Source organism: Cellulomonas sp. FA1 (genome assembly GCF_000986825.1).
Classification (GTDB): Bacteria; Actinomycetota; Actinomycetes; order Actinomycetales; family Cellulomonadaceae; genus Cellulomonas; species Cellulomonas iranensis.
Map to the genome: position 1 here is coordinate 307,967 of NZ_LBMY01000001.1, position 25,586 is coordinate 333,552.

Sequence of the window (25,586 nt, forward strand, 5' to 3'; positions counted from 1 at the left end):
GAGTGCCATGTTCGCCCACAGCGCAGAACTCCGACAGCGGGCGATCGACCCCGTCCTCGAAGGCGGACGATCGATCGCGCAGATCGCCCTGGAACTCGACATGAGCGCCACGACCATCCGCAGGTGGGTACGGGTGGCGCAGTACGCCGAGACCGGGGCTGCGCGGCCTGCGCGAGTGCGCGGCCCGGAACCGCCGTACCGCCGGGAGCTCACGCAGCTGCGTCGGCGCAGCCTCGAGCGTGAAGTCGAGCAGCTCAAGGGAGCCGCGGGCGCAGGGAGGTCGCGCCTCCGGCCGCCCTCCGCACCGTGATGATTGCCGGAACCTCTCAATCGTGGCGGGCTTTAGTCTCACCGCTTCGCCGAGGTGGTGACATCGTCGACCTGCTCGCTTGCCTCTGAGTCGCTCCTCATCTCTCGCCGCTCGCTTCTCGCACGGCTCGGTAGGCCAGCTCGTCAATCGCTTTAAGTAGGGCGGGGAAGTCCGCGACGAGGGATCTCTGATCATTCAAGAGGTCGAAAGTCTGATTCCATCGACGCATCAGGGTCCGGACCTCCTCGGACTCTGGGGAGTGGTCGAGCTGGCTGTCGATCTCCTCGACCAGGGCCAAGACGTCCTCCTTGCGGGCCTGGTCGGAGTGGGTGCGGGTGAAGTCGCGCTTGGCGCGTTTGACGCGTGCCGAGATCTTGCGGGTCGACTCGGCCCGTTCGGACTGCCTCTGCCGGAAGGCGATCTCTCCGAGCAGCAGCGCGAAGTTCGACTGCGCGGTGCGCAGGTCCGCATCGGTGACGTGCTTGCTTGGGCGTCGACCGGTCAGTGCGTCGACGGTTGAGCGCGCGAACGCGACCTTGTCGAGATGGAAGTCGGGGTCGGCGATCTGCTCGCCAATTGCATCCTGGAGGTGCTTGAGGATTCCCTTGTTGGTGTCGCTGCTCTCGGTGTCACCGAAGACGGTCGCCAGTGTTAGATCCAACTGATCGGGAGAGATCTGCGGCACGAACTCGCTGCAATAGGAGTCCACAGCGGCCAGAGCCACGTTGTACGGCACGAGGTCCTCGATGCCGGCGATGCCGCGTGGGTTGTCCGAGACCAGGCCGGAGAGGTTGCCCTGCCCGAGCTGGATCACGAGTTCGCGGTTGATGAGCTTGTCTCCGTAGGCACCCCCTGCCGCCAGGTCCGCGATCGCTCGATTACCAGCGGGATCGTTGTCAACCAAGGCGACGACCGGCGGCTTCTCGACGTCGCGACCGCGCGCGAGGTACACGAGGTAGGGGATGTGGCGGGTGCCGCCAGCCGGGACGATCGTGATGTGGTTCAGGTCGAGACGGCTCCTGTCCGAGATGCCGAGGGACTTGAGCCAGCGGGAGGTCCCAGCGATCAGTACCTGATCCGATGGTCCCTCAACCACGAGGTTGCAGTTCCCGATGAACGTCGTCTCCGCGACGAAGCTCCCGAATGCGGAACGAAGCGGCTCATAGTGATTGGCCGCGGCGCTGTTGACTACCCGGGTGCCCTCGTCGTGCTCACCTTTCTCGAGTACGCGAATCCTGTCTGCCTCGTTCTTGTCGATCAGGAAGGGTGAGTGCGTGACGTACACGACCTGGACGGGTCGGCGCCCGGGGTCCTTCGGGTCGGCGAAGTCGTCGAAGACCCGCAGTAGGTCTTGCTGTCCGGAAGAGGACAGGAATCTGTCGGGCTCGTCCATCAGCAGCACCTCGGCGCGACCGTCGTCTCTTGGTCGGTGCGCAAGGTACTGCACGAAATAGCTGAGGAAGTACTTCATGCCGTCACTGCGCTCGTCAAACCCGTAGCTGCGGCCGGTTCGATCGCGTATCATGAAGACGAGGTCGAACTCATACAGTGAGACGATGAGCTCGAACTGTGAGTCCTGCGACCACCAATGACGGAAGTCGAGGGCCTTGGCCAGTTCCGTGTTGATTGTGTCGACGATGCTGTTCGCGTAGCCGTTCTTGGTTTTGACCGCGACCTGCAGTTCGCGGAAGAGCGAACGGTCTAGCCGCGCGACAGTCAACAGGAGATCGGCGGCGAGTTCGTACTGCTTCTTCTCGCTGTCCTCGGCCTTGGGGCCTGTCGACATCAGCTCGGCGATGCGGGCAGCGTTCTGGTTCACCGTCCGCTCGCTCTGGAACCAGTCTTGGTTGGCATTGAACTCGTCGAACAGAGAGCGGAAGAACCCGCGGCCGCCCCCTTGCGGCCGGAGTGTCCCCGTGGCGAGAAAGTCGATCGGCACGCTGTCCGGCAAAGGAACGTCCGCATCGATCCGGAACGGCTCGGGAACGCCAGCGGAAGTCAGGACGGTCGGCTTCTTCACATTCGCGGCTGCTGACCAGATCCCGTCATGCTGCACATAAACGCGTTGCTTCGGCGTCTCGTTCATTCTGAAGAACGCGAGGCGCTCGGCGCCGCGAACGTTCACGTGCTCACTCGCGTCCTCCACCGCCCTCGCGTCGTCGTCAGTGATCTCGTCGAACACGACGCCAAACTCCGGCAACTGCAGCACCTGGTCTACGCCGAAGAACCGGGAATATCGGCAGAAATCCGACCGGTCGTACCCCTTGCCGGTGAGCGCGGCTTCGACCGCGCGCAAGACTTGCGATTTTCCAGACTCGTTCGCTCCGACGACCGTGGTGATCCCCGGGCGGAGCCGGATCCTCACAAAGGGATATGCGCCGTGCCGCGTGTTGTCCCAGGGATCAGCCTCGTATCTTTCATCCGAGGCTCGAACGTAGTCGTAGTTCAACGAACGGTAGAAGCGTGCGTACACGGAGTGCAGTCTCACGAGCAGCGGCCCTCACGTCTCATCTGACAGGTGAGCGACGTTCTATCACGCGCCGGTGACACGCGGTACTCCTTCATGGCTCCCCGCGACGTCCGTTCAGGTGCGTCGGCTGCACCCAACAGTCGACTTGTACGACGCGACGTCGACCACGCTGGTGCACTCGTAGCCGTGCGACTGCGTCAGGACGGACGACAGACACGTCCGGCGGATACGTCGCAGTCGAGGGCGGTCCGGCGCCGTCCACGGCTCGAGGTCCGCTGCGAAGTGCTCTCGAGGTGGAAACCAAGAGGTCACCGCCCGCCGCCCGACCGTGCAGCTGCCGCCGGAATGGGGATCGCCGTCGACCTCGTCGCGATGGTGCGTCCGCTTCCGAGGCGAGAGCGAGGGGGCTCGTCGACCCGCCGAGAACGGTTCGGGCACCGCCGGCCGTTCCGCCAGTGTGCGTGGAGAACCACGACGCAGATGGCCATGATGCTGACCCGTCGGCGGGCGAACGTCGACGGTGCGGCGGCGCCGTCGGCTCGGTTCCCGCGCCAGACGCCTGGAACGACCCCACGTCGGCATCGTCGGTCACCAGTATCGACGACACGAGTGCATGAAGCTGTTGAGTCAACGAGGCGGCACCTGCGCATAAAGCCGCAGCGCTCGGCGCTGATGGTACGCAACGACATCTGGAAATCTTCCTGGGTGTTCCACCGCGACAATATTTCGCCAACTGGCTGGCTCGAAGCCGGTCATCCAGTCGTCTCCGCTCTGGGCCTGCACGAGGGGAGTGGTCCAGGTCGCCATGTCCTCCGGGCTGTAGAGGACGGCGCCGCTTGGCGGCATGGGGAACTTGTGGCTCACGTTCTTGACATTAGCGACTACGTTGCCTGTGTAATATGCGAACCCGGCTGCAATGTCGCGATCAACCTGTTCGGGCGTCTCGACGAACGGGGAGAAGGAGAGTCGGTCGGCGAAGGTGAAGCCGACCAGGTATGACGAGTCCTCTTCGGCTAATTGTCCGACCACGACGCGCAGGTCGCCGTTTGGCCGGCGTCCGTTGAGCCAGGCGTTTGCGACAGCGACGTTTCCGACGGGCTCCTCGGGGTGTAAGGGGTCACCGACCGCCGGCTGGCTCATGAGGGGGAAGCCGGTCCACTCGCCGCGGAGGTCTCGGTGCACGATCTGCGGCGAGATGTCGGCGAGGTACCGGAGCACAGCGAGCATCGTGCTCGTCAGCTCTCTGCCCTCGAGCATGACCTGATACGCGGGCTGTAGGCGCTGCGTGTTTGCGTGTAGTTCCGCATGCGTTGCGGCAGGGATCGATCGCCAGGATGCGTAGGTCCGGATGCCGTAAGTGCCGCCGACGAGGACGTCCTCGCTCGGCGAGACTTCGAACATCAGGTGCTGGTCAACGTTGCGGGCGTACTTTACCGCGTTCATGAGCTCCGCGCCGGGCGTGGCCGTTGGTTTGAACTGTGCCACCCACGTGGCCTTGTCGCCGAGTCGATTCGTCAGCAGGTCGTTCAGGTTCTGTACCCGGCCGAGCCAAGTGCGTGCGTGCACTCCGAGGCCGTCGCCACGGGCGGTCGCGGCGTAGTAAGCGGCGACGTCCTTCTGGATGTCCTTCATCACCTGGCGCAGCCGCGGCTCTTCAGTCAGCGTGATGGTCAAGGGCGAAGTGCTCATCTAGTGTCCTCGGGTCGTGGATGAAGTCCTCGATGTTTACAAACCTCGAAGATCCTTCGAGCCGGTTCTGCCCCAGCCTGGAGCCAGGATCGGGATGATCTGCCCTCTCTCCAGCGATGCTTGCTGTTCCCGCCGCTCAGCGCCTTGGGGCCCGCCCGTCGATCTCTGAGCCCAGAAGCGTGACGTGCCTAATCACCCCAGTCTTCGAGAGGTTCTGCGGCGGCTGTGGAGGAGGGGTCGATCCAGAGGTGCCAGAGTGGAAGCCGGTCCGACTGTAGGTCGGTCGGCACGAGTCGTGGAAGGGTGCCGGGGTCGACGTCGATCATGAGCCTGGTCGTCTCATCGTTGAGCGACGTCGTGCCGGAGTAGAACATCCGGGTGTACAACTCGCTCAGAGCTCCGATGATGTCGAAGCCCTGGTCGGCGTTGGTCTCGTCGGGAGCCATCGTGAACACCATCTCCCACACGCCGTCGCCACAGTCCTGCAGTTTCTCCTCGCAGGGCCATCGTGCGTGCTGGATGAGGAACCAGACCAGCGCGGTCTCGCTCTCGTCGACCATCTCCTCGTCGGCAGCGAACATGCGGACACCGGTAGTCAGCAGGGACAGCGTTGACGTTCCATTCTCCTGCGACTCGATATTCGGCTCGGTTGCATCACCTGTGTCCGGTGCTTCCTGCATCGTCAGGCGAAACTCAAGCGGGGGCCTCAGCCCGATCATGCGGTCATTGAGTAGTGAGGACATGTGATTGCGCTTGAAGGCAGTCTCGAGATCGAGTTCGAAGTGGTTACCCACCCGGGCGTAGTCGTCGATAGGCACCAACGTCCACACGCTCATCGCGACCCAGTGGACAGCGACGTATAGCGGACAGTCGCTCAGTTCGGCGTACCTTTTCAGGCGGGCAACCTCAGCAATGCGCAACTTGGATCGCCGCGGGCGGCTGTCGTCCTCGGCCTTGACCTCAACCAGGACGTTCTCGCCCGACACGAGCGTCAGCCGCCAGTCCGGAAGTTTAACATCGTCCTCGTAGAACAAGATCCCGGCGTCCTCCTGCTTGACCAGCTTGCACCCTCCGAGGTCGGCAGCGACGAGACCGAACAACTGGTCGCTTACCCACCCCCGGACACGCGAAGGCGATTCCAGAGAATCACGGAGACCCGCTTCGAACTGGGCGACCGTTGCCTCGACCCGCGCGGGGTCGGACACCCGCCGCTGCTCGCCGGGCGAGGGGAGGTCGACCGCAGCGTGGAAGTTGAGGGTCTCGATCTGTTCGGGTCGCCGGGACAGTCTCTTCACCGAGCCTATGATAACGAGTCGAGGGCTGATGCGGGATCGATTGGCACCGCGTCAGTGTCCCCATCGGTCCCACCGACCTGGCTGGTGGTCCGGCTCTAGGGCTCTGAAGCAGATCTCCAGCGCATCGACATCACCGGCTGCGTGGTGGACCCACAGCGTGCTGCTCCGCTCGCGACGGCTCGCGTCCCACGACGCACGGCTCAAGCCTCACGCCGCGTCGACTTTCCGGACAGGAGTATGAGCGGCTCGACGAAGGGTGGAGGTGAGCAGATTGGCTCTCCGGGCCGCCGCGACGAAGTGAGTCGTTGTACCGGATCGCGGCACCCATGCGAAACGGCGACGGCCACGCTGGCGCTTGGCCATCGGGGTCTCTCTGCTGAAAGAGGACCTCTCGTTGCCGCGATCCGCGGCGCTCCCTGCGCTCCAGTCGGCGGCGTCGTGCAGGAATACGGAAGACACCCTAGTCTGACAGTTCCTTCCACCGTGACGCTCTCGCTCACGTTCACGCGTGAACGAGCAGCGAGGACAGCACGTCCAGCGAGAGCCCGCCGGCAACGGCGGGCTCTCGCTGTGTGCCGGGGCGGCCGGGCCGAGGCCTGGCCGGTCTACGCGGCGAGGTCTCGCGTGGCGGCACGGACGACGTGAGGGACGTCGTCGACGGTCCGGGATCCGGTGGGTGCAGTCGTGGCCTCGCTCACGTCGGGGAGCCCGAGGACGACATGATCACCGCACTGCGGCCGTCCGGGGAACCGGGGCAGCCTCCCGTGCTGTCGACGTCGACGGGTACTCGATCGGGTGAAGGTGCTGGCGACCGCCCGTGGCGGCCACGCTGTGGTGGCTAGCGTGCAGAGCCCAGGGGGTGGCGGTCGGGCCCGGCCGCGCAGCCCCGTTCCGTCATCGTCGAGGGGGCTTGTCGTGGCGCGTGCACGAAGGAGAATCACTGCGGTACTGGGCGCGGGGGCGTTGCTCGTCCCTGTCGTCCTGATGGCGGGCGCGGCGCCGGCGGCTGCTGCGGCGGCGATGGTGACGGACTGCGACTTCTGGCCGCAGGAGACGTTCTACCGCAATCAGCCGGTGTGCGTGACCGGGGACCTGGATCACGTTCCGTCGGGGTACATCGTGCCGACCGCGGACATCTACGTCACTGCGAACACGACCTGGACCGCTGGTGACAAGGCGGTCGACGTGACCGGGTCGGTCAACCGGTTCCAGTCCTTCGGGACCTTCTACGACCAGTACGCGTGGCTGCCGGCCCTGGAGGCCGGGCGCTACGACATCCTGATCGACAACGACCTGAACGGGACGTGGGACCCGGCGCACGACATCCTGCTCGGCGCCGGGAACGACTACGCGTTCTCGGTGATCGGCACGGACCTGGCGGGGTACGACTTCGACTCCGCGTCGGTGAAGGCTCAGGCACAGGCGCAGGTCAGCGGGTGGTCCCAGCTGTCGAACTTCTCGAAGTACGTCGGCGGTGTGCAAGCAGGTGGAGCGGCGGTCGATGCAGGTAGGTTCGCCGCTGCCGCCGGGTGGAACGTCACGCTCACGTCTGCGGCCGGGGGCGGCGGATCCCTGGCCCTGAGCTTCCTCGGGCTGACCGTGCCGACGAGCTACAACGACGGCGTGCTCGCCATCGGCGGGCAGATGATCCGGTCCCTCGCCGGGACGCAGGCCGCCCATTACCAGAGCCTGGCGGACGATCCCGCCGACCCGGCGTACGGGCGTGCGGTCGGCCTGGACCTCGACACCGTCCAGAGCGACCTCTCGGACCGGCTTGCCGACCTCGGCTTGTCCAGCAGCTACCCGTTCACGCCGTTGAGCGACGACCCGACGCATCTGCGGCAGATGCGGATCGCGACGCTGCAGGCTGAGCAGGCCGCCACGGTGCAGGCCGTCATCGATGCGCACGAACGTCTCCTGGGCGCCCGGGACGCCGACGACGTGCGCTGGACGGTGAGCCATGTGGCTTCCCTGGATCAGTACACGAGCAGGCTGGTGACCCTTCAGCAGTACCTCGTCGCCCTGCTAGAGGCTGAGCGTGACGACCTGGCCTCCCGGCCCGGTGCCGACCACCCGATCGACGTGACCGCCCTGGCTGACCTGCAGGGCCGCTTGGCGACCACAGGTCTGACGGCTCAGGAGATCGCCGACTACGAGGCGATCGGGTTCACCCCCACAGAGGCTCAGGTCGTTGTGGACCGGGTCCTGGCTCTCGACCTGCCTGCCGCGGACCTGTCCGCGCTCGACACCTACGACGCGGTCCTGGATGCTTCGGCCGACCTGCTGACCACGTTCCGGGCCGCCGCCGACGAGGCCGCGACGCTGAAGGCAGACCTGGTCGCGCAGGTGCAGGCCGTCGCGATGCCGACGCTGACACTGACCGGCCCCGCCGGCACCGTGACCGCCGGTACCGCGGCCACGGTGACCGCGACCGCGGGGGGTGGCACCGGCGCCCTGACGGTGAGGTGGGACCTCGACCTGGACGGGGACTTCGACGACGCCGCCGGCGCCACGGCCGTCTTCACACCGACCCGCGCGGGCGACCAGCTCGTCGGGGCACGGGTGACGGACTCGCGTGGGTTGAGCACGACCGGCTACCTGCGCGTCGTCTCCGAGCAGGCCAGCGCACCCGCCGTGATCACGACCTCGAGCCCCGCGACCGGCCGGGTCACGATCACAGGCGGGACCGCCCAGACCTTCGCTGTGGCTGCCACCGACCCCGAGTCGGCGCCCGTGACCTACCAGTGGTACGTCGACGACACTCCCGTGGGCACCGGCGCCAGCTACACCCACACCACCACGACAGGGGAGCGCTCCATCCACGCGATCCAGGTCGTCGCCTCCGACGGCGACGACACCCACGCCCATCCCAGCGCCACCTGGGCCCTGAGCACGCTGCCGTGACCCGACCCCGACATCCCGCAACGACGTCCGGCCCGGCACGCCACTACGTGTGGTGGCCGCTGCTGCTGTGCGCGGCGTGGCTGACCGTCGTTGCGGTCGGTCCGCCGTGGCCCGCAGTCCTCATGGGGCCGCCGTGCGTGCTGATGCCGTACCTGGTCGCCGTGCGTGGCCCCTTCCCGCGTGCCCCGCTCGCGGCGGCGTCGCGCGCAGCCGCCGTGCTCGTGCCGATGCTCGTCGTCGCCGTGCAGCACCCGCAGTACGCGTTCGGCAAGGGGGTGGGCCTCTTCGCGCAGCAACCTGGCGTCATCACCGCGTCCGAGGTCGCCACCGAGGTGGCGCGGCTCGAGATCCCCGCCCTTCTCGTCGTCGAGGTCGCGCTGCTCGCCCTCGCGCACCGGCGCCGGCGGGCATGACGAGGGAACACGTGCCGATTGCATCCTGTGGGCCGCAGGTCCGCGACGCGCCGGGCGCGCGGGACGCGCGCGACCGCCGCGGGGTGGGCCGAGCCGCGCGCGGGGCACCCGCGCAGCGCTGGCACGATGGTGCGGTGGCACACGACGACGCGACGCTGATCATCCGGGACGTGCGGCCGTGGGGCGGTGACCCGTCCGACGTGGGCGTCGCGGGGGACCGCATCGTCTGGGTCCGGCCCACGCAGGACGGGACGACGACGGAGGCCGAGGTCGTCGACGGGCGTGGGCTGCTCGCGCTGCCCGGCCTGGTGAACACCCACGCGCACGCCGACAAGAGCTGGTGGGGTCTGCCCTGGCAGTCCTACGGCGGCGAGGGTGGGACGCAGGGGCGGATCGCGCACGAGCGCGCCCGCCGCGACGAGCTCGGCATCCCGAGCGCGCCCGTCGCCGAGCGGGTGCTGCGCGAGTACCTGCGCACCGGCACCACGCGCGTGCGGACGCACGTCGACGTCGACCTCGGGGTGGGGCTGCGCGGCATCGACGCGGTGCGCGAGGCGGCCGCCGCGCTGGACGGCGCGATCGAGCTGACCGTCGTGGCGTTCCCGCAGGACGGCGTGCTGCGCCGGCCGGGCGTGCTGGAGCTGCTGGACCGGGCCGCCGCCGCGGGCGCCGAGCACGTCGGCGGCCTCGACCCGGCGCTGATCGACCGGGACCCGGTGGGGCAGCTCGACGGGCTGTTCCGCATCGCCGCGGAGCACGGCTGCGGGCTGGACATCCACCTGCACGAGCCCGGCGACCTGGGCGCGTTCGAGATCGAGCTGATCCTCGACCGCGTGGAGCGGGACGGGATCGCGCCCGGCAAGGTCAACGTCGCGCACGGGTTCGCGGTCGTCGACGTCGACGCGGCGCGGCGTCGTGACCTGCTCGACCGGATGGGGGCGCTCGGCGTCACGATGACCACCGTCGCACCGGTGCGGATGCGGCAGCTCCCGCTGGCGGAGATGGACGCGACCGGGGTGCGGTTCGGGTTCGGCACCGACGGCATCCGGGACCTGTGGAGCCCCTACGGCGACGGCGACCTGCTCGGCATCGCGTGGCAGTACGCCCGCGCGGGCGGCGTGGTGCGGGACGAGGACCTGCGCCGGGTCGTCGAGATCGCGACTCGCGACGGCGCGCCGTTCGTGACCGACGAGGTGCACGACCTGGTGCCCGGTGCGCGCGCGGACGTCGTGCTGCTCGACGCGGAGAACCCGATGGACGCGCTGGTCCGGAGAGTGCCGCGCGCCGTCGTCGTCGCGGGCGGGCGCGTGGTCGACCTGGCCGCGCTCGCCGCGCGACCGTGGGAGTGACGAGCCGCACGAGCGAGCGTGCGCCTCACGCCGGGTGCTGCTCGCGCGGCGCGCCGGCCCGGGCGTGCTTCGTCGCGTAGAGCGCCGCGTCGGCGCGGCGCAGCAGGTCCGGCACCGAGTCGTCGGGGGTCGCGACGGCGATCCCCGCGCTCCACGGGGCGGGGGAGACGGCGCGCGTGCGCTCGACCCACGCGGTGGCGCGCGCCTCGTCGTACCCGGGGAGCGCGACGACGAACTCGTCGCCGCCCGTGCGCCCGATGACGGCCGCGGACCCCCGGAGCGCCGAGCGCCACGTCGCCACGAGCGAGGCGAGGACCTCGTCGCCCGCGTGGTGGCCGCGCGTGTCGTTGATCGTCTTGAAGTCGTCGACGTCCGCCGACACGAGCGCCAGGGGAGCGCCCGAGCGCCGGGCGTGCCGCAGCAGGACGCCCACGCGGGCGAACAGCGTGCGGCGCGTCAGCGCGCCGGTGAGGTCGTCGGTCGTGGCGTGGTGCCGCAACCAGTGCGTCACGTAGCCCAGCAGCGATGTCGACGCGACGGTCACGACCATCACGGACAGCCAGGACATCGGGTGGAACGGCGCTGCCGCGTTGGCCATGCCGACCGTGGTCACGGCGAGCGCGAAGCCGACCAGCGGCACGGCCTGCCGCGCGGGGAAGGCGAACGCGGCGAGCTGCGCCGCGGTGATGAGGCCGAGCGACACCGAGATCATGCCCTCGGCGGTGCGGCAGCACGCCACGAGCACGCCCAGCCCGACCATGCCGGTCGCAAGGAGCGCGGGCTGCGTCCACCGGCGGTCGGGCAGCACCAGCGTCAGCCCCGACAGCGCCGCGAGCAGCGCCGCGACCGTGACCCACGGCACCACCGACGCCTGCGGGTTCACCGACCAGCCGAGCGCGACGAGCACGATGACGGCCATGACGCCGAACATGACCGCGAGCAGGCCGCGGCCGCCGTGCAGCCGCGGCATCGACTCGTCGACCAGACCCATGCTCGGATTATGAGTCCGGCCCGCCGCGGTGTGAGCACGCCGGACGGGTGAGACCGCGCACCGGGCGGGTGCCTGCCGCGCTCGCGCGACCACGACCGCGCGCGGGAGGCCCGCACCCGGGCGGGTGCGGGCCTCCGTCGGTCGGGCCGTCGCGCGTCGTGCCGCGCGGTCCCGGTCCTCGACTCGTGCGGGCTCAGCCGTCGACGCGGACGAGCATCTTGCCGGTGTTGGCGCCGCGCATCATGTCGAGGAACGCGTCGACGGTGTGCTCGATGCCGTCGACGACCGTCTCGTCGTAGGCGATCTCGCCCGCGCCGAACCAGCCGGTCATGGCCTGCGTGAACTCGGGCGCGAGGTGCAGGTACCCGGCGAGCGTGAAGCCCTGGAGCGTGAGGCCGCGCGTGATGACGTTCGCGAGGTTGTCCGGCCCCGGGGTGCGGGTGGTCGTGTTGTAGCCGGAGATGGCGCCGCACAGCGCGGCGCGGCCGCCGTCGTTGAAGGCGTCGAGCGCGGCCTCGAGGTGGTCGCCGCCCACGTTGTCGAAGAACACGTCGATGCCGTCGGGCGCGGCGGCGGCGAGCTGGCCGCGCACGTCGCCGTCCTTGTAGTTGAACGCGACGTCGTAGCCGTAGCGCGACGTCAGCGCGTCGACCTTCTCGGCGCTGCCGGCGGACCCGATGACGCGGCCCGCGCCGAGGAGCTTGGCGATCTGCCCGACGCTCGACCCGACGGCACCGGCCGCGCCGGAGACGAACACCGTGTCGCCCTCGCGCAGGCCGGCGATCGCGGTGAGCCCGACGTAGGCGGTGAGGCCGGTCATGCCGAGCACGTGCAGGTGCACCGAGAGCGGCACGCCCGGGATCTCGGCGACGGCGCGGAACGTCGAGGCGGGGGCCTGCACGGCGTCGCTCCAGCCGTGCTGGTGCAGCACGGCGGTGCCGACGGGCAGCGACGGGTCGGCGGACTCGACGACCCGGCCGACGGCACCGCCCGTGACGGTCTCGCCGAGCGCGTACGGCGCGACGTAGCTGCGGGTGTCGTTCATGCGGCCGCGCATGTAGGGGTCGACCGAGACGAACGCGTTGCGGACGCGGACCTCGCCGCCCCGCAGCGGGTCGTGCGTGACCTGCACGGTGCGGAAGTCGTCGTGGGTCGGCCAGCCCTGCGGGCGGGCGGCGAGCTGGATCTGGGTGCTGACGAACATGCGGTGCTCCGATGCTGTGCCGGTGGCGCGGAGCGGGCGCGTCGCGGGCGGTGGCCCGGACGCGGCGGGGTGCGCGGGGGTCGGGTCGACGGCGCGCGCTCGCACCACCAGTTCTGAACTGACCGGTCCACTATATAGTGGACCGGTCGGTCCGCAAGCTAGCCCGCGTCCGGACGCGGCGCCGCACGGGCGCGCGTGAACCCGTAGAGGTCGCGCTGCCTCTCGTTGACGAACACCTCGCGCGTCGCGTCGTCCGGGTGCGGCAGCCGCAGCGACCGGCCGTACGCCTCGTCGACGAGCGCGGCGTCGACACCCGCGGCGCCGACGCGCGCCAGGAGCGCGTCGAGATCGGGGTGCTCGAACGCGAGCTCGGCACGCACGAGCGCGTCGCGGTGCGCTGCCGTGAGGCCGCCCCCGGACGCCTCGAGGTCGACCCACCCGCCCGAGGTCGACGCGATGCGGCGCCGGAGGCCCAGTGCGGCGAGGACGGCGACCGCGCCCGGCACGTCGGGCGTGTACCAGAGCGGCTCGACCGTCGGCGTGGCCGGACGGGCGGCGTCGCGCGCCTCGTGCTCGACGCCCGAGGTGAGCGTGATCGTCATGCCGTCGCCGGCCGTCGCGAGCGCCGTCGTCGTGTCGAGGCGATCGACGCGGGCCCCGGTGGGCGCGAGCGCCGCGGCGGCGGCGTCGAGGTCGCCGACGACGAACGCGAGGCGGGCACCGCACGCCTCCGTCGCGTCGTCGGGTGCGCGCAGCGCGACGCGCCCCGCGCCCAGCAGCGCCTCGGCGCGCGCGGCGTCCCTGCGCACCTCGGCGCCCAGAGCGCGCAGCAGCTCGCACCACGCGTCGACCCGGTGCGTGACCTGGACCGGCCGCGCGATCACGCCGCGGCCCCCGGGGTGGTGTCGGGCGAGTCCAGGTAGCGCTCGAGCGCGCGGCGCACGAGGTCGGACAGCGACGCGTCCTCGTCGATCGCACGGTGCTTGACCGCCCGCACGAGGTCGGGCGGCAGGTAGACGTTGAACTGGACCTTGGCCGCTGCCGTCATGCGGCCACGCTAGCAACGCGGCTGTCACCGAGAACTACCTTGCTAGCATCCTGTCATGGCGCCGACCCCCGCCGACCCCGTGCGCCCGCGGCGGGCCATCGCGGCGCTCACGGCGTCGCTGCTCACGATCGAGCTGCTCGCGGGCGTGCAGACCTACGTGACGCAGACCGTGCTCCCGCTGCTCGCCGCCGACCTCGGCGGTGCCCACCTCTACGGCCCGCTCGACGCCGCCGCGCAGGCGCCGACGTTCCTCATGCTCCCCGCGGGGGCGTGGCTCCTCGTACGGTTCCGCACCGACCGCCTGCTCCTGTGGTTCACGGCCCTCGCCGTCGTCGGGTCGGCGACCTGCGCGCTCGCCCCCTCGGCGGGCGTGCTCCTCGCCGGCACGGCCGTCCGCGCCGTCGCGGCCGGCGCGCTCGCGACCGTCAGCATGGGGGCGGTCGTGCGCGGCCTGCCCGCGCGTCACCGGCAGCTCGTCCTCGCCGGCCTGTCCGGCACGTGGGTCGTGTCCTCCCTGCTCGGCCCCCTCTACGCCGTGGCCGTGGCCCAGCACCTCGGGTGGCGCTGGGCCCTCGTGCTCCACCTGCCGCTGCTCGTCGCGGCCCGCGCGGTCGCCGCGCGCTGCGTGCCGTCCGAGCCGGCCGCGGGCGCCGGCGAGCGCGTGCCGTGGGGGTGGGCGGTCGTGCTCGCGGCGGGCTCGCTCACGCTCGCGCTGCCCGTCGGCCCGTGGTCCGCGCTCGCCGTCGCCGTGGGGGCTGCCCTCATGCTGCGCGCGGCCTCGGCGCTGCTCCCCGCCGGGGCGCTGCGCGCGCGTCGCGGGCGACCCGCGGCGTTGTCGGCCCTGCTCGCCGTCGCGTCCGCGTACTTCGGCGCGACCGCCGTGCTCTCGGTCGTCGGGCACGACGCGCTCGGCCTCGCGCCGCACGCGTACGGGCTCGTCGTCGCGGTGCCCGGCCTCGCGTGGGCGGTGTGCGGCCTGTGGACCGGCGCGCGCCCCGCGCTCGACGACGCCCGGTTCCGCCGCCGGGGCGCGCGCGCCGCGTGGGGTCTCGTCGCGGGGGCCGCGGTCGTGGCGGTCACCGGGGCGCTCGCGGACCGGCCCGCGCTCGTGCTCGCGGGCCTGCTCGTCGGGGCTGCGCTGCTCGGCGGCGGCATGGGCTCGCTCTACCCCGACCTGCTCGGTCGCTGCCTGGCCCGGCCCGACCCCGACGACGGCCTCTCCGACGCACGCGCCGCGACCGCCGTGGTCCTCGCCGAGGCGGTCGGGCTCGCGCTCGCCACGACCGCGGCGTTCACGTGGCTCGGGTCCGGCCTCGGCCTCGTCCACGAGCCGCGCACGCGCGTGGTCGTCCTCTACGCGGCGCTCGTCGCGGTCGCCCTGGTGGCCGCGCGACGTCTCGCGGCCGCCGCACGGAGCCGACCGTGACGGCTTTCACCCGCCCGGCGGGACGTCGCGCAGGGCGGTGCGTCCCGATGCGCCCGGTTCGTCCCGCTCGCCGCGCGACGACGCGCGAGACAAGGCACGACGGACGCCCCCGGAAGCCGTAGCGTGACCACGACGCTGCTGGTGGGGGCTAGGAGGTCGGCAGTGGCCGAGCAACGCACGAAGGTTCTCGTGGTCGAGGACGACGGTGACACCGCGGGGTTCTTCCGCACGGTGCTGGAACGCCGCGGCGGCATGGACGTCACCGTGTGCGGGGACGCCGTCTCGGCGCTCGCGGAGGTCGCGCGGCAGACGCCCGACGTGATCCTCACCGACATCCAGATGCCCGGCATGAGCGGGCTCGAGCTGCTCGGCGAGCTGCGCGCGCAGGCGCCCGGCGTGCCGGTCGCGGTGATGACGGCGTTCGCGTCGGTCGACTACGCGGTCGAGGCCCTGCGCCGCGACGCCGACGAGTTCCTCGTCAAGCCCGTGACCGCCGCGCAGCTGCTCGAGAAGGTCACCGGGCTCGCCGCGGAGGCGCGCCGCCGCCGCGACGCCGCGGGCGCGCGCGACGTCGTGCTCGCGATCGGCGCGCACCCCGACGACGTCGAGATCGGCGTGGGCGCGACGCTCGCGTCGCACCGCGCCGCAGGCGACGCCGTCGTCATCCTCACGCTGTCCGGCGGCGCGGTCGGCGGCGACGCCGACGTCCGACGCCACGAGGCGCTCGCCGCCGCGGGCGTCATCGGTGCGCGCCTGTACCTGCACGACTTCGAGGACACCCGCATGGACCCCGCGAACGGTCTCATCACCGTCATCGAGGACACCGTGCGCGAGGTGCAGCCCACCGTCGTGTACACGCACTCGTCGCACGACCGCCACCAGGACCACCGCGCCGTCCACGAGGCCACGATGGTCGCGACGCGCCGGGTCGCGGCCCTCGCGTGCTTCCAGAGCCCGTCGTCGACCATCGACTACCGGCCCAGCCGGTTCGTGCCCGTCGACGGGTACGTCGAGACCAAGCTGCAGATGCTCGCCGCGTTCGCGTCGCAGGCGCACCGCGACTACATGGCGCCCGACGCCGTGCGGGCCACCGCGCGCTACTGGTCGCGGTTCGGCACGGGCACGTACGCCGAGCCGCTCGAGACGGTGCGCGCCGCCGCGATGCTGTCGGGGCTCGCGGCCACCACGTCCACGGCGGGCATCGCCGCCGCCGCGACGCTGCCCGAGCAGACGGCAGCAGGGGAGGGGACCGCATGACCCGCACCACCCGCGTGCTCGTGACCGGGGCCGGCGGGCCCGCCGGCGTCGCCGTGATCCGGTCGCTGCTGCGCCGCGACGACGTCGAGGTCGTCGCCGCCGACATGGACCGGTGGGCCAGCAGCCTGTACCTCGTCGTCGCGGGCGGGCGCCGCCTCGTACCGGCCGGCAAGGCCGACGACTTCGTCGACGTCGTGCGGCAGATGTGCGCCGACGACCAGATCGACGTCCTCATCTCGACGGTCGACGTCGAGCTCCCCAAGCTCGCCGCGGTGCGCGACCTGCTCGCAGCCGCCGGGACCCTGCTGGCCGCGCCGTCGCTGCGCACGCTCGACCTGTGCCTCGACAAGCTCGCGCTCGCGCACGCGTGCGCCGGCGCGCTGCGCGTGCCGCGCACCGAGCTGCTCGGGACGCCGCAGGCGCTGTCGGGCTGGGACTACCCCGTCATCGTCAAGCCGCGCCGCGGCGCCGGGTCGCGCGGCGTGCGGACCGTCACCTCGGAGCGCGAGCTCGACACCGTGCACGACGAGGAGGACCTGCTCGTGCAGGAGCTCCTGCCCGGGCAGGAGTACTCGGTGGACGTGCTCGCCGACTCGACCGGGCACGTCGTCGCGGCGGTGCCGCGCGCGCGCCTGCGCGTCGACTCGGGCGTCGCGGTCGCGGGCGTCACGCTGCTCGACGACGAGCTCGTCGAGGCCGCCTCCGCGGTCGCGCGCGCGGTCGGGCTGACCTCCGTCGCGAACGTCCAGCTCAAGCGCGACGCCGACGGCGTGCCCGCGCTGCTCGAGGTCAACCCCCGGTTCCCCGGGGCGATGCCGCTCACGATCGCCGCCGGGGTCGACATGCCGTCGCTTCTGCTCGACGACGTGCTCGGACGCGCCGTGCCGCGGCACGTCGCGCACACCGAGATCGCGAACGTCCGCTACCTCGAGGACGTGTTCCTCGGCGTGGACGAGGTGCTGCCCGCCCCATGACGCAGCCCCGCCTCGACGGCGACCACCACGTGCACTCGACGTTCTCGGACGACGCCCGCAGCACACCGGCCGAGAACCTCGCCGCCGCGCGCCGGGCCGGGCTCCGCGAGATCCGCATGGTCGACCACGTCCGCGCGTCGTCGACGCACGTGCCCGCCATGCTCGCCGCGGTCGCCGCGCTCCCGGCCGTCGAGGGGCTGCGCGTGCTCACCGGCGTCGAGGCGAAGATCCTCGACGTCACCGGGACGATCGACGCGCCCCGTGACGTGCTCGCCGCGCTCGGGACGCCCTCGGGCGCCGACCGCGTGCTGCTCGCCGACCACCAGGTCCCCGGGACGGACGGGCCGTGGAGCCCGTCGACGACCCTGCGGCTGCTCGACGAGGGCCGCGTCACGCGCGCCGACGTCGTCGAGCTCGTGGTGACGGGCACGCTGCGCGCCGTCGAGCGCGCCGGGCGCGCGCAGCTCGCGCACCCGTTCTCGATCCTGCCGAAGGTCGGGATCGCCGAGGACGACGTCCCGGACGACCTGCTGGACGCGCTCGCGGGCGTGCTCGTCGCGACCGGCACGCCGGTCGAGGTCAACGAGAAGTGGCGCTGCCCGGGCCCGCGCGTCGTCGAGCGGTGGCGCGCCGCGGGCGTCGTGCTCGTCGCGTCGACCGACGCACACCACGCGGACGACGTCGGGGTCTACCGCTGGCTGCGCGACGCGCAGGGGACCGCGTGAGCTGGCCCGCGGTCGGGCACGACGCGCTCGTCACGCTGCTCGTCGTGCTCGTCGTCGTCGGGATCGTCCCGGCGCTCGGCGGCATCTACCAGTACCTGCTCGTGCCGGTGCACGGCCTGCGCAACCACCTGCGACGCGCGGCCCCGCACCTGCCGCGCGTCGCCGTCGTCGTGCCCGCCTGGAACGAGGGAGCCGTGCTCGCGGCGTCGCTCGAGCGCCTCATGCGCCTGGAGTACCCGGCGGACCGGCTGCGCGTGTACGTCGTCGACGACGCGAGCACCGACGACACGCCCGACGTCGTGCGCGCCAAGGCCGCCGAGCACCCGGGGCGCATCCACCTGCTGCGGCGCGAGCAGGGCGGCCAGGGCAAGGCGCACACGCTCAACCACGGCATCGAGCACCTGCTGCGCGACGACTGGATGCAGGCGCTCCTCATCATGGACGCCGACGTCATCTACCGGCCCGACTCGCTGCGCCGCATGACCCGCCACCTCGCGGACCCGCAGGTCGGCGCCGTGACCGCGTACATCCGCGAGGGCAGCGCGCGGCCCGGCGCCGTCGCGCGGTTCATCGGCTACGAGTACGTCACCGCGCAGGCGTGCGCGCGCCGCGCGCAGAACGTCATGGGCGCCGTCGCGTGCCTCGCGGGCGGTGCGCAGCTGCACACGCGCGCCAACCTCGAGGCGATCGGCGGCCGCATCGACACCTCGACGCTCGCCGAGGACACGTTCTCGACGTTCCTCACGCAGCTCGACGGCCGCACGGTGGTCTTCGACGGCCAGGCCGTCGTGCTCGCCGAGGAGCCCGACTCGGTGCGCGCGCTGTGGAAGCAGCGCGTGCGGTGGGCGCGCGGCAACGTGCAGATCACGGCGCGTTTCCGCCGCACGTGGTTCCGGCCCGCGCGCGGGCACCGGCTCGGGCGGCTCGACTTCGGGCTCGTCTGGTTCTCGGTGTTCGCGCTGCCGTTCACGCTCATCGCGGCGTCCACGGGGTTCATCGGCCTGTACTTCGTGTCGCCGGGCACCGCGCAGACCCTGTTCGGGCAGCTGTGGTGGTTCGGGCTCGGCACGTACCTGTTCATCACGATCACGACGCTGCTGGTCGACCTCGACACCGCGCGCCGCTCGTGGTTCGAGGGCCTGCTGTTCCCCGGCGTGGGTGCGCTCGTGCTGGTCGTCGCGTCGGCGACGCCCGGGTTCTGGCTCGACACCGTGCCCGCCTGGCTCGGGATCACGCTGACGCCCGCGGGCGTCGAGGCGTGGACCCTGCTGCTCTACTCGTGGCCGGTGCTGTCGATGGTGCTCGCGCGGCTGATCCGCGACGTCGAGGGCACGCGGCTGCTCGGCTGGGCGTCGCGACCCCTGCTGTACCTCGTGGGTTACGGACCGCTGCTGTGCGCGATCACACTGGACGCGTACGTGCGGGAGTGGCGCGGAGCGGCGCAGACGTGGGACAAGACCGAGAAGACGGGCAGGGTCACGGCATGAACGCACACCGGCACGCCGACGGACCGCAGGCGTGGGCGCGCCTGACCGACGACGCCCTGCGCCACGAGATCGAGGCCAACCGGCGCGCGGAGCGCTGGTTCACGGTGGCCGGCGCGTGCGCCGCGCTGCTGACCGTCCTGGTCGTCCTGGTCGTCGCGGCCGTCCGATGAGCCCGTCCCGCCGCGACGCCGTCGACGCGGCAGCCCTCGAGGACGCCGCGCCGCGCGAGGACGAGGAGGCCTCGACCGCGTCGCCGCAGCCGGAGCTGCGCTACCTCGGCCCGGTCGCGCGGTACCTCGGCTCGGGCGCGTCCGTGGTCGAGCGGCAGCTGCCGTTCGCGATCCTCATGACGCTCGCGCTGCTGGCGCTGCTCTCGCCGGGGCTCGAGGCGACCTCCGGCTCGGCGGTGGTCCTCGCGGCCGCCGTCACCGTCGCGTGCCTCGTGCTCGCGGCGTTCGTGCCGTGGGAGCGGCTGCCGGAGTGGGCGCCCGAGGCGCTGGCCCTCCTGCAGTTCGTCGCGGTCGCGACCCTGCGGCAGGGGTCCGGCGGCATGACGTCGCCGTTCGCGGGCATGGTGCTGCTCCCCGCGCTCGCGCTCGCCGCGCGTGGCGGCATGGTCGGCGTGGCGCTCGGAACCCTGGGCGCGGCCGCCACGGTGCTGCTCGGTCTCGCGCTGAGCCCCACCACCCACCCCTCGCAGCCCGTCGTCGTCCGCAGCCTGTTCGTCGCGGCCATCGCGCTCATCATCGGGCTCGTCGTGCAGGAGTCGACGGCGCGCCTGCGGCAGCGCAACAAGGTGCTCGCGCGCCTCCAGGCCGAGCAGGCGGACGCGCTGCGGCGCACCCGCGAGGCCGCGGTGCAGCTCGGCAAGTCCGTGTCGCTGCGCCGCGCGGCGCACCAGCAGCTCGTGTCGGTGATCGACTCGGCCACCGAGCAGGCGATCATCGCGACCGACGCCGACGGGCTGGTCGAGGTGTTCAACGCGGGCGCCGAGCGCCTGCTCGGGTTCGCGCAGGGCGAGGTCGTCGGGCGCCGGTACCTCACCGAGTTCCACCTGCTCGACGAGCTGCTCGAGCGCGACCCGCAGGACGGTGCGCCCCCGCGGCCTCCGACCATCCCGCGCTGCTGCGGTCGGTGCTGGCGCCGCGCGCGACGGCCGGCAAGGACGTGCGGGACTGGACGTACGTGCGTCGTGACGGCTCGCACGTCACCGTGCACCCCGCGGTGACGCGGCGCACCGACCACGACGGCACGGTCGTCGGCTACGTCGTCGTCGCGACCGACGTCACGGCGGACCGGGAGGCCGCGCGGCTCAAGGACCAGTTCGTCGGTCTCGTGAGCCACGAGCTGCGGACCCCGCTCACGGCCGTGCTCGGCTACGTCGAGCTGCTGCTCGACGAGCACGAGGAGCTCACCGAGGACCAGCGCGAGTACCTGCAGATCATCGACCGCAACGCGCGCCGCCAGCTGCGCCTCGTGAGCGACCTGCTGCTGACGGCCCAGATGGACGCGGGCACGTTCTCGATCTCGCCGCAGCCCGTGGACCTCGCGACGATCGCGGCGGCGTCGCTCGCGACCGCGGGGCCTGCGGCGGCGGCCGCCGGCATCACGCTCGAGAGCGACCTCGCGCCGACGCCCGCGCACGCCGATCCCTTGCGGCTCGGGCAGGCGGTCGACAACCTCGTGGCCAACGCGCTGAAGTTCACCGACCGCGGCGGCACGGTGCGTCTCGTGGTGCGCCCGCAGGCCGACGGCGGCGGGCGGCTCGCCGTGAGCGACACCGGGATCGGCATCCCGCCCGACGAGCTGACCCACCTCACGGAGCGCTTCTACCGCGCGAGCACGGCGACGCGGCGGGCGGTGCCCGGCGTGGGCCTGGGGCTCGCGATCACGCGTGCGGTCGTGGAGGCGCACGGCGGGCACGTCGGCGTGACGAGCGCGGTGGGTGAGGGCACGACGTTCACCGTGACGATCCCCGCGGCCCCCGTGAGCCCCGCGCCGACCGCCGGCTGAGCGCCCCGCGCCCGGGCGCGCCGCCGCCCCTGCGCCGAGGCGGGGCGAGTCCGGGGCAGAATCGCGGTGTGGCCGACGACGTCCTGACGACACCCCCGACCGCCGACCGAGCGCCCGCCGGGGACCGTCCCGGCGAGACGCCCCCTGACGAGGGGGTGTTCACCAACCCGGTGGTGTGGCAGGACTTCGCCGACGGCGACGTCATCCGCGTCGGCGACGTGTACTACTACTCGGCGTCGACCATGCACTACTCGCCCGGGGCGCCGATCCTGCGGTCGTACGACCTCGTGCACTGGGAGCACGCGGGCCACTCGGTGCCGCGTCTCGACTTCGACGACGAGCGCTACGGCCTGGTCGGCGGCCACCGGTACGTCAAGGGCATCTGGGCGTCGACCCTGGGCTACCGGTCCGGCGACGCGACGTTCTACTGGTACGGGTGCGTCGAGCAGGACCGCACGTACCTGTTCACGGCGCCCGCGGTCGAGGGGCCGTGGACGCGCCGCGCGCGCCTCGAGACGCCGTACTACGACGCGGGGCTGCTCGTCGACGACGACGACACGCTGTACGTCGCGTACGGCAACACCACGATCAGCGTCGCGCAGCTCAGCGCCGACGGGACGCGCGAGGTGCGTTCGCAGGTGGTGCTCGAGACGCCCGCGAGCATCGGCGTGCTCGAGGGCGCGCGGTTCTACAAGGTCGACGGGACGTACTACGTCTGGCTGACGCGCCCCGCGAACGGGCAGTACGTGCTGCGCTCGGCGTCGCCCTGGGGGCCCTACGAGCTGCGCGAGGTGCTGCTCGACCTGCCGGGGCCGGTCGAGGGCGGCGGCGTGCCGCACCAGGGCGGGCTCGTGCGCACGCCCGCGGGGGACTGGTGGTACATGGCGTTCACCGACGCCTACCCGGGCGGCCGCATGCCGACGCTCGCGCCCGTGACGTGGGAGGACGGCTGGCCGGTGCTCGGCACGGTCGACGGCCGGTGGGGCACGACGTACCCGCGTCCCGCGCTCGGGCCCGGTCCCTGGGTCGCGCCGCTCACGGGGGCGGACACGTTCCCCGGTCCGCGGCTCGCGCCGCGCTGGGAGTGGAACCACGACCCCGACGTCGAGCGGTTCACGGTGGGCGACGGCCTGCACCTCACGACCGCGACGGTCACCGACGACCTGTACGCGGCGCGCAACACGCTGACGCACCGGCTGCAGGGCCCGACCGCGACCGTCACGGTCGAGCTGGACCTGGCGGGCACGCTGCCCGGCGACCGCACGGGGCTCGCGATGCTGCGCCAGACGTCCGCCTGGGTGGGCGTGCGGCACGAGGCGGACGGCTCGCGCCGGGTCGTCATGACCGACGGCCTGACGATGGACGCGTCGTGGGACACCGTGAGCACCGGCACCGAGCGCGCGGCGGCGCCGCTGACGGGGACCCACGTGTGGCTGCGCGTAGAGGCCGACGTGCGGCCCGGCGGTGCGGGGGCGGCCTTCGCGTGGAGCGCCGACGGCCGGACGTTCGCGCCGCTGGGCCCGTCGTTCGCGCTGGACGCCGACTGGCGGTTCTTCATGGGGTACCGCGTCGGGATCTTCCACCACGCGACGGTCGCGCTCGGCGGGACCGCGACGGTGCGGCGGTTCGAGCTCGCGACGCCGTGAGGTCCGTCCGTGCCGTGGCCCCGCACGTGTGGTGAAACGCTTCGACACCGCGTGAGGTCTTGTCGGCGGCGGCGCGCCGTGGGCAGCATGACGCCATCCCGCCGTGCACGACACCGACGTCGTGCGACGTGGTGTGAACGATCACACGACGTCGTCGGCGGTGCGCCCGCCCGAGGAGCACGCCATGTCCCTCCCTCGCCCCGCCCGCCCCCGACGCGCGCTCGGCGCGCTGCTCGCGCTCGTCACGGCGGTGTCCGCCGGCGTCCTCGCGACCGTCGCGGCCACCCCGGCGTCGGCCGCCACCCCGGACACCGGCGCGACGTACGTGCTGGTCAACCGCGGCAGCGGCAAGGCCCTCGACGTGTACGGGTTCGCGACGAACGACGGTGCGCGCCTCACGCAGTGGACCCGCTCGGGCGGCACCAACCAGCAGTGGCGGTTCGTCGACGCGGGCGGCGGCTGGTACCGCGTCGTGTCGCAGCACTCGGGCAAGGTCCTCGACGTGACCGGTGCCTCCACGGCCGACGGCGCCCGCGTCGTGCAGTGGTCCGACAACGGGGGAGCGCACCAGCAGTGGCGTCTGCAGGACGTCGCGGGCGGCTACGTCACGCTCGTCAACCGGAGCTCGGGCAAGGCGCTCGAGGTGCAGAACGCCTCGACGGCCGACGACGCCGAGATCGTGCAGTACACGAGCTGGGGCGGGGCCAACCAGCAGTGGCAGCTCGTGCGGGCGGACGGCGGGACCGGCCCGACGCCGACTCCCACCCCGACGCCCACCCCGACGACGCCGCCGACCGGCGGGTCGTTCACCAACCCCGTGGTGTGGCAGGACTTCGCGGACGGCGACATCATCCGCGTCGGCGACGCGTACTACTACTCGGCGTCGACCATGCACTACTCGCCGGGCGCGCCGATCCTGCGCTCCTACGACCTCGTGAACTGGGAGTTCGCGGGCCACTCGGTGCCGCGCCTCGACTTCGACGACCAGCGCTACGACCTCGTCGGCGGCCACCGCTACGTCAAGGGCATCTGGGCGTCGACCCTCGGCTACCGGGCCAGCAACCAGACGTACTACTGGTACGGCTGCACCGAGTTCAACCGCACGTACGTCTACACCGCGTCCGCGGTGGACGGCACGTGGACCAAGAAGGCCCGCATGAACCAGTGCTACTACGACGCCGGGCTGCTGGTCGACACCGACGACACCATGTACGTCGCCTACGGCAACGGCACCATCAGCGTCGCGCAGCTCAACGCCGACGGCACGCAGCAGGTGCGCGCGCAGCAGGTGTACCAGACGCCCTCGAACATCGGGACGCTCGAGGGCGCGCGGTTCTACAAGAAGGACGGCTACTACTACATCTGGCTCACGCGGCCCGCCAACGGCCAGTACGTGCTGCGCTCGACCTCGCCGTGGGGCCCCTACGAGCAGCGGCAGGTGCTGCTCGACCTGCCCGGACCGATCACCGGCGGGGGCGTGCCGCACCAGGGCGGGATCGTGCAGACCCAGAACGGCGACTGGTGGTACATGGCGTTCACCGACGCCTACCCCGGCGGACGCATGCCGACCCTCGCGCCGATCACGTGGAGCAACGGCTGGCCGTCGGTCCAGACCGTCAACGGCCGCTGGGGCGCGACCTACCCCCGCCCGAACATCACCACGACCCGCACCGTCAAGCCCCTCACCGGCACCGACACGTTCGCCGGCAAGCGGCTCGGCCCGCAGTGGGAGTGGAACCACAACCCCGACACGTCGCGGTTCACGGTGTCCGACGGGCTCACGCTGCGCACGGCGACCGTCACGCGCGACCTGTACGCCGCGCGCAACACGCTGACGCACCGCGTCCAGGGCCCGTCGTCGACCGCGACCGTCGAGCTCGACGTCGCGGGCATGGCGAACGGCGACCGCACGGGCCTGGCGATGCTGCGGCAGTCCTCGGCGTGGATCGGCGTGGTCCGGGGCTCCGACGGGGCGCGGCGGGTCGTCATGACCGACGGCCTGACGATGGACTCGTCGTGGAACACCACGGGCACGGGCACCGAGCGGGCCTCGGCCGCGCTGCCGGGCACGCGGGTGTGGTTGCGGGTCACCGCCGACATCCGGCCCGGCTCGGGCCGCCAGGCGACGTTCTCGTGGAGCACCGACGGTCGCACGTTCACACCGCTGGGCCCCGCGTTCACGCTCAACGCCGACTGGCAGTTCTTCATGGGCTACCGGTTCGGCATCTTCAACCACGCGACGCAGGCACTCGGCGGCGCCGTCACCGTGCGGCGGTTCGACCTCACGACGCCCTGACCCCTCGACTCGGCCGGTGCCGGCGGCGTGCGCCGTCGGTCCGGTCCGGCGCGCCCGCACGCGGCGCGTCACCCCCGGCGCGCTCGCGC

Annotated in this window: 21 protein-coding genes; 14 read left to right on the forward strand and 7 right to left on the reverse strand. The window is 72.0% G+C overall.

The genetic code is table 11. The features are described 5' to 3' along the window. Positions 1-7 precede the first annotated feature (7 nt). A complete protein-coding gene (locus tag GY42_RS01320) occupies positions 8-310 on the forward strand; it encodes a transposase (protein ID WP_046527948.1) in 303 nt (100 codons plus the stop codon). Positions 311-407: 97 nt separating this feature from the next. On the opposite strand, the gene GY42_RS01325 is transcribed toward GY42_RS01320, so the two are convergent. From GY42_RS01325 to GY42_RS01335, 3 genes are all read right to left on the reverse strand, one after another. Further along, positions 408-2,783: an AAA family ATPase gene (locus tag GY42_RS01325; RefSeq protein ID WP_052748155.1), complete on the reverse strand. Its 2,376-nt coding sequence runs from the start codon at positions 2,781-2,783 to the stop codon at positions 408-410. A gap of 624 nt (positions 2,784-3,407) precedes the next feature. Beyond that, on the reverse strand, positions 3,408-4,469 hold the full coding sequence (locus GY42_RS01330; protein ID WP_046527949.1) for a hypothetical protein: 1,062 nt from the start codon (positions 4,467-4,469) through the stop codon (positions 3,408-3,410). A gap of 188 nt (positions 4,470-4,657) precedes the next feature. Next, complete coding sequence (locus GY42_RS01335) at positions 4,658-5,764, reverse strand: hypothetical protein (RefSeq protein WP_046527950.1); 1,107 nt, start codon at positions 5,762-5,764, stop codon at positions 4,658-4,660. Positions 5,765-6,679: 915 nt separating this feature from the next. Between GY42_RS01335 and GY42_RS01340 the strand changes: the two genes are divergently transcribed. The 3 genes from GY42_RS01340 (at position 6,680) to GY42_RS01350 (ending at position 10,430) form a co-directional block, all read left to right on the forward strand. Then, positions 6,680-8,668 (forward strand): hypothetical protein, encoded by a 1,989-nt coding sequence (locus GY42_RS01340; RefSeq protein ID WP_152667196.1) that lies wholly within the window; start codon positions 6,680-6,682, stop codon positions 8,666-8,668. Beyond that, positions 8,665-9,081 (forward strand): hypothetical protein, encoded by a 417-nt coding sequence (locus tag GY42_RS01345; protein WP_152667197.1) that lies wholly within the window; start codon positions 8,665-8,667, stop codon positions 9,079-9,081. The genes GY42_RS01340 and GY42_RS01345 overlap by 4 nt, the downstream gene beginning before the upstream one ends. A gap of 134 nt (positions 9,082-9,215) precedes the next feature. Then, positions 9,216-10,430 carry an amidohydrolase family protein gene (locus tag GY42_RS01350; RefSeq protein ID WP_046527953.1) on the forward strand — a complete coding sequence of 405 codons (1,215 nt, stop codon included), beginning with the start codon at positions 9,216-9,218 and terminating at the stop codon, positions 10,428-10,430. A 25-nt stretch (positions 10,431-10,455) separates the two neighbouring features. Here the strand turns inward: GY42_RS01350 and GY42_RS17995 are convergent, their stop codons facing one another. The 4 genes from GY42_RS17995 to GY42_RS18535 all read right to left on the reverse strand — a co-directional run bounded on the left by GY42_RS17995 (position 10,456) and on the right by GY42_RS18535 (position 13,673). Continuing rightward, positions 10,456-11,421 (reverse strand): GGDEF domain-containing protein, encoded by a 966-nt coding sequence (locus GY42_RS17995; protein ID WP_052748156.1) that lies wholly within the window; start codon positions 11,419-11,421, stop codon positions 10,456-10,458. Between the two features lie 193 nt (positions 11,422-11,614). After that, positions 11,615-12,625, reverse strand: a complete 1,011-nt coding sequence (locus tag GY42_RS01360; protein ID WP_046530401.1) for an NADP-dependent oxidoreductase — start codon at positions 12,623-12,625, stop codon at positions 11,615-11,617. 158 nt (positions 12,626-12,783) lie between these two features. Further along, on the reverse strand, positions 12,784-13,509 hold the full coding sequence (locus GY42_RS18000; RefSeq protein ID WP_052748157.1) for a hypothetical protein: 726 nt from the start codon (positions 13,507-13,509) through the stop codon (positions 12,784-12,786). Beyond that, positions 13,506-13,673 carry a CopG family transcriptional regulator gene (locus GY42_RS18535; RefSeq protein WP_082131308.1) on the reverse strand — a complete coding sequence of 56 codons (168 nt, stop codon included), beginning with the start codon at positions 13,671-13,673 and terminating at the stop codon, positions 13,506-13,508. Before GY42_RS18535 ends, GY42_RS18000 begins: the two co-directional genes overlap by 4 nt. 55 nt (positions 13,674-13,728) lie before the next feature. Here GY42_RS18535 and GY42_RS01370 point away from each other — a divergent pair, with 55 nt between their 5' ends. The 10 genes from GY42_RS01370 (at position 13,729) to GY42_RS01405 (ending at position 25,497) form a co-directional block, all read left to right on the forward strand. Next, positions 13,729-15,099, forward strand: coding sequence for an MFS transporter (locus GY42_RS01370; RefSeq protein WP_046527954.1), 1,371 nt, complete (start codon positions 13,729-13,731; stop codon positions 15,097-15,099). Positions 15,100-15,261: 162 nt separating this feature from the next. Next, complete coding sequence (locus GY42_RS01375) at positions 15,262-16,356, forward strand: response regulator (RefSeq protein ID WP_046527955.1); 1,095 nt, start codon at positions 15,262-15,264, stop codon at positions 16,354-16,356. Further along, the gene (locus GY42_RS01380; protein WP_046527956.1) at positions 16,353-17,330 is read left to right on the forward strand and encodes an ATP-grasp domain-containing protein; all 978 of its coding nucleotides are present in this window, start codon (positions 16,353-16,355) and stop codon (positions 17,328-17,330) included. Before GY42_RS01375 ends, GY42_RS01380 begins: the two co-directional genes overlap by 4 nt. Continuing rightward, positions 17,327-18,055: a PHP domain-containing protein gene (locus GY42_RS01385; RefSeq protein WP_046527957.1), complete on the forward strand. Its 729-nt coding sequence runs from the start codon at positions 17,327-17,329 to the stop codon at positions 18,053-18,055. Before GY42_RS01380 ends, GY42_RS01385 begins: the two co-directional genes overlap by 4 nt. Beyond that, complete coding sequence (locus GY42_RS01390; RefSeq protein WP_046527958.1) at positions 18,052-19,542, forward strand: glycosyltransferase; 1,491 nt, start codon at positions 18,052-18,054, stop codon at positions 19,540-19,542. Before GY42_RS01385 ends, GY42_RS01390 begins: the two co-directional genes overlap by 4 nt. Next, positions 19,539-19,712, forward strand: coding sequence for a hypothetical protein (locus tag GY42_RS19280; RefSeq protein WP_156441926.1), 174 nt, complete (start codon positions 19,539-19,541; stop codon positions 19,710-19,712). The genes GY42_RS01390 and GY42_RS19280 overlap by 4 nt, the downstream gene beginning before the upstream one ends. After that, complete coding sequence (locus GY42_RS18890) at positions 19,709-20,770, forward strand: PAS domain-containing protein (RefSeq protein WP_152667198.1); 1,062 nt, start codon at positions 19,709-19,711, stop codon at positions 20,768-20,770. The genes GY42_RS19280 and GY42_RS18890 overlap by 4 nt, the downstream gene beginning before the upstream one ends. Next, entirely contained in the window at positions 20,767-21,555 is a 789-nt protein-coding gene (locus GY42_RS18895; RefSeq protein ID WP_160309387.1) for a sensor histidine kinase, read from the forward strand. Before GY42_RS18890 ends, GY42_RS18895 begins: the two co-directional genes overlap by 4 nt. Before the next feature lie 68 nt (positions 21,556-21,623). Continuing rightward, positions 21,624-23,201, forward strand: a complete 1,578-nt coding sequence (locus GY42_RS01400; protein WP_236686684.1) for a glycoside hydrolase family 43 protein — start codon at positions 21,624-21,626, stop codon at positions 23,199-23,201. 184 nt (positions 23,202-23,385) lie between these two features. After that, entirely contained in the window at positions 23,386-25,497 is a 2,112-nt protein-coding gene (locus GY42_RS01405; protein WP_046530404.1) for a family 43 glycosylhydrolase, read from the forward strand. Positions 25,498-25,586 lie beyond the last annotated feature (89 nt).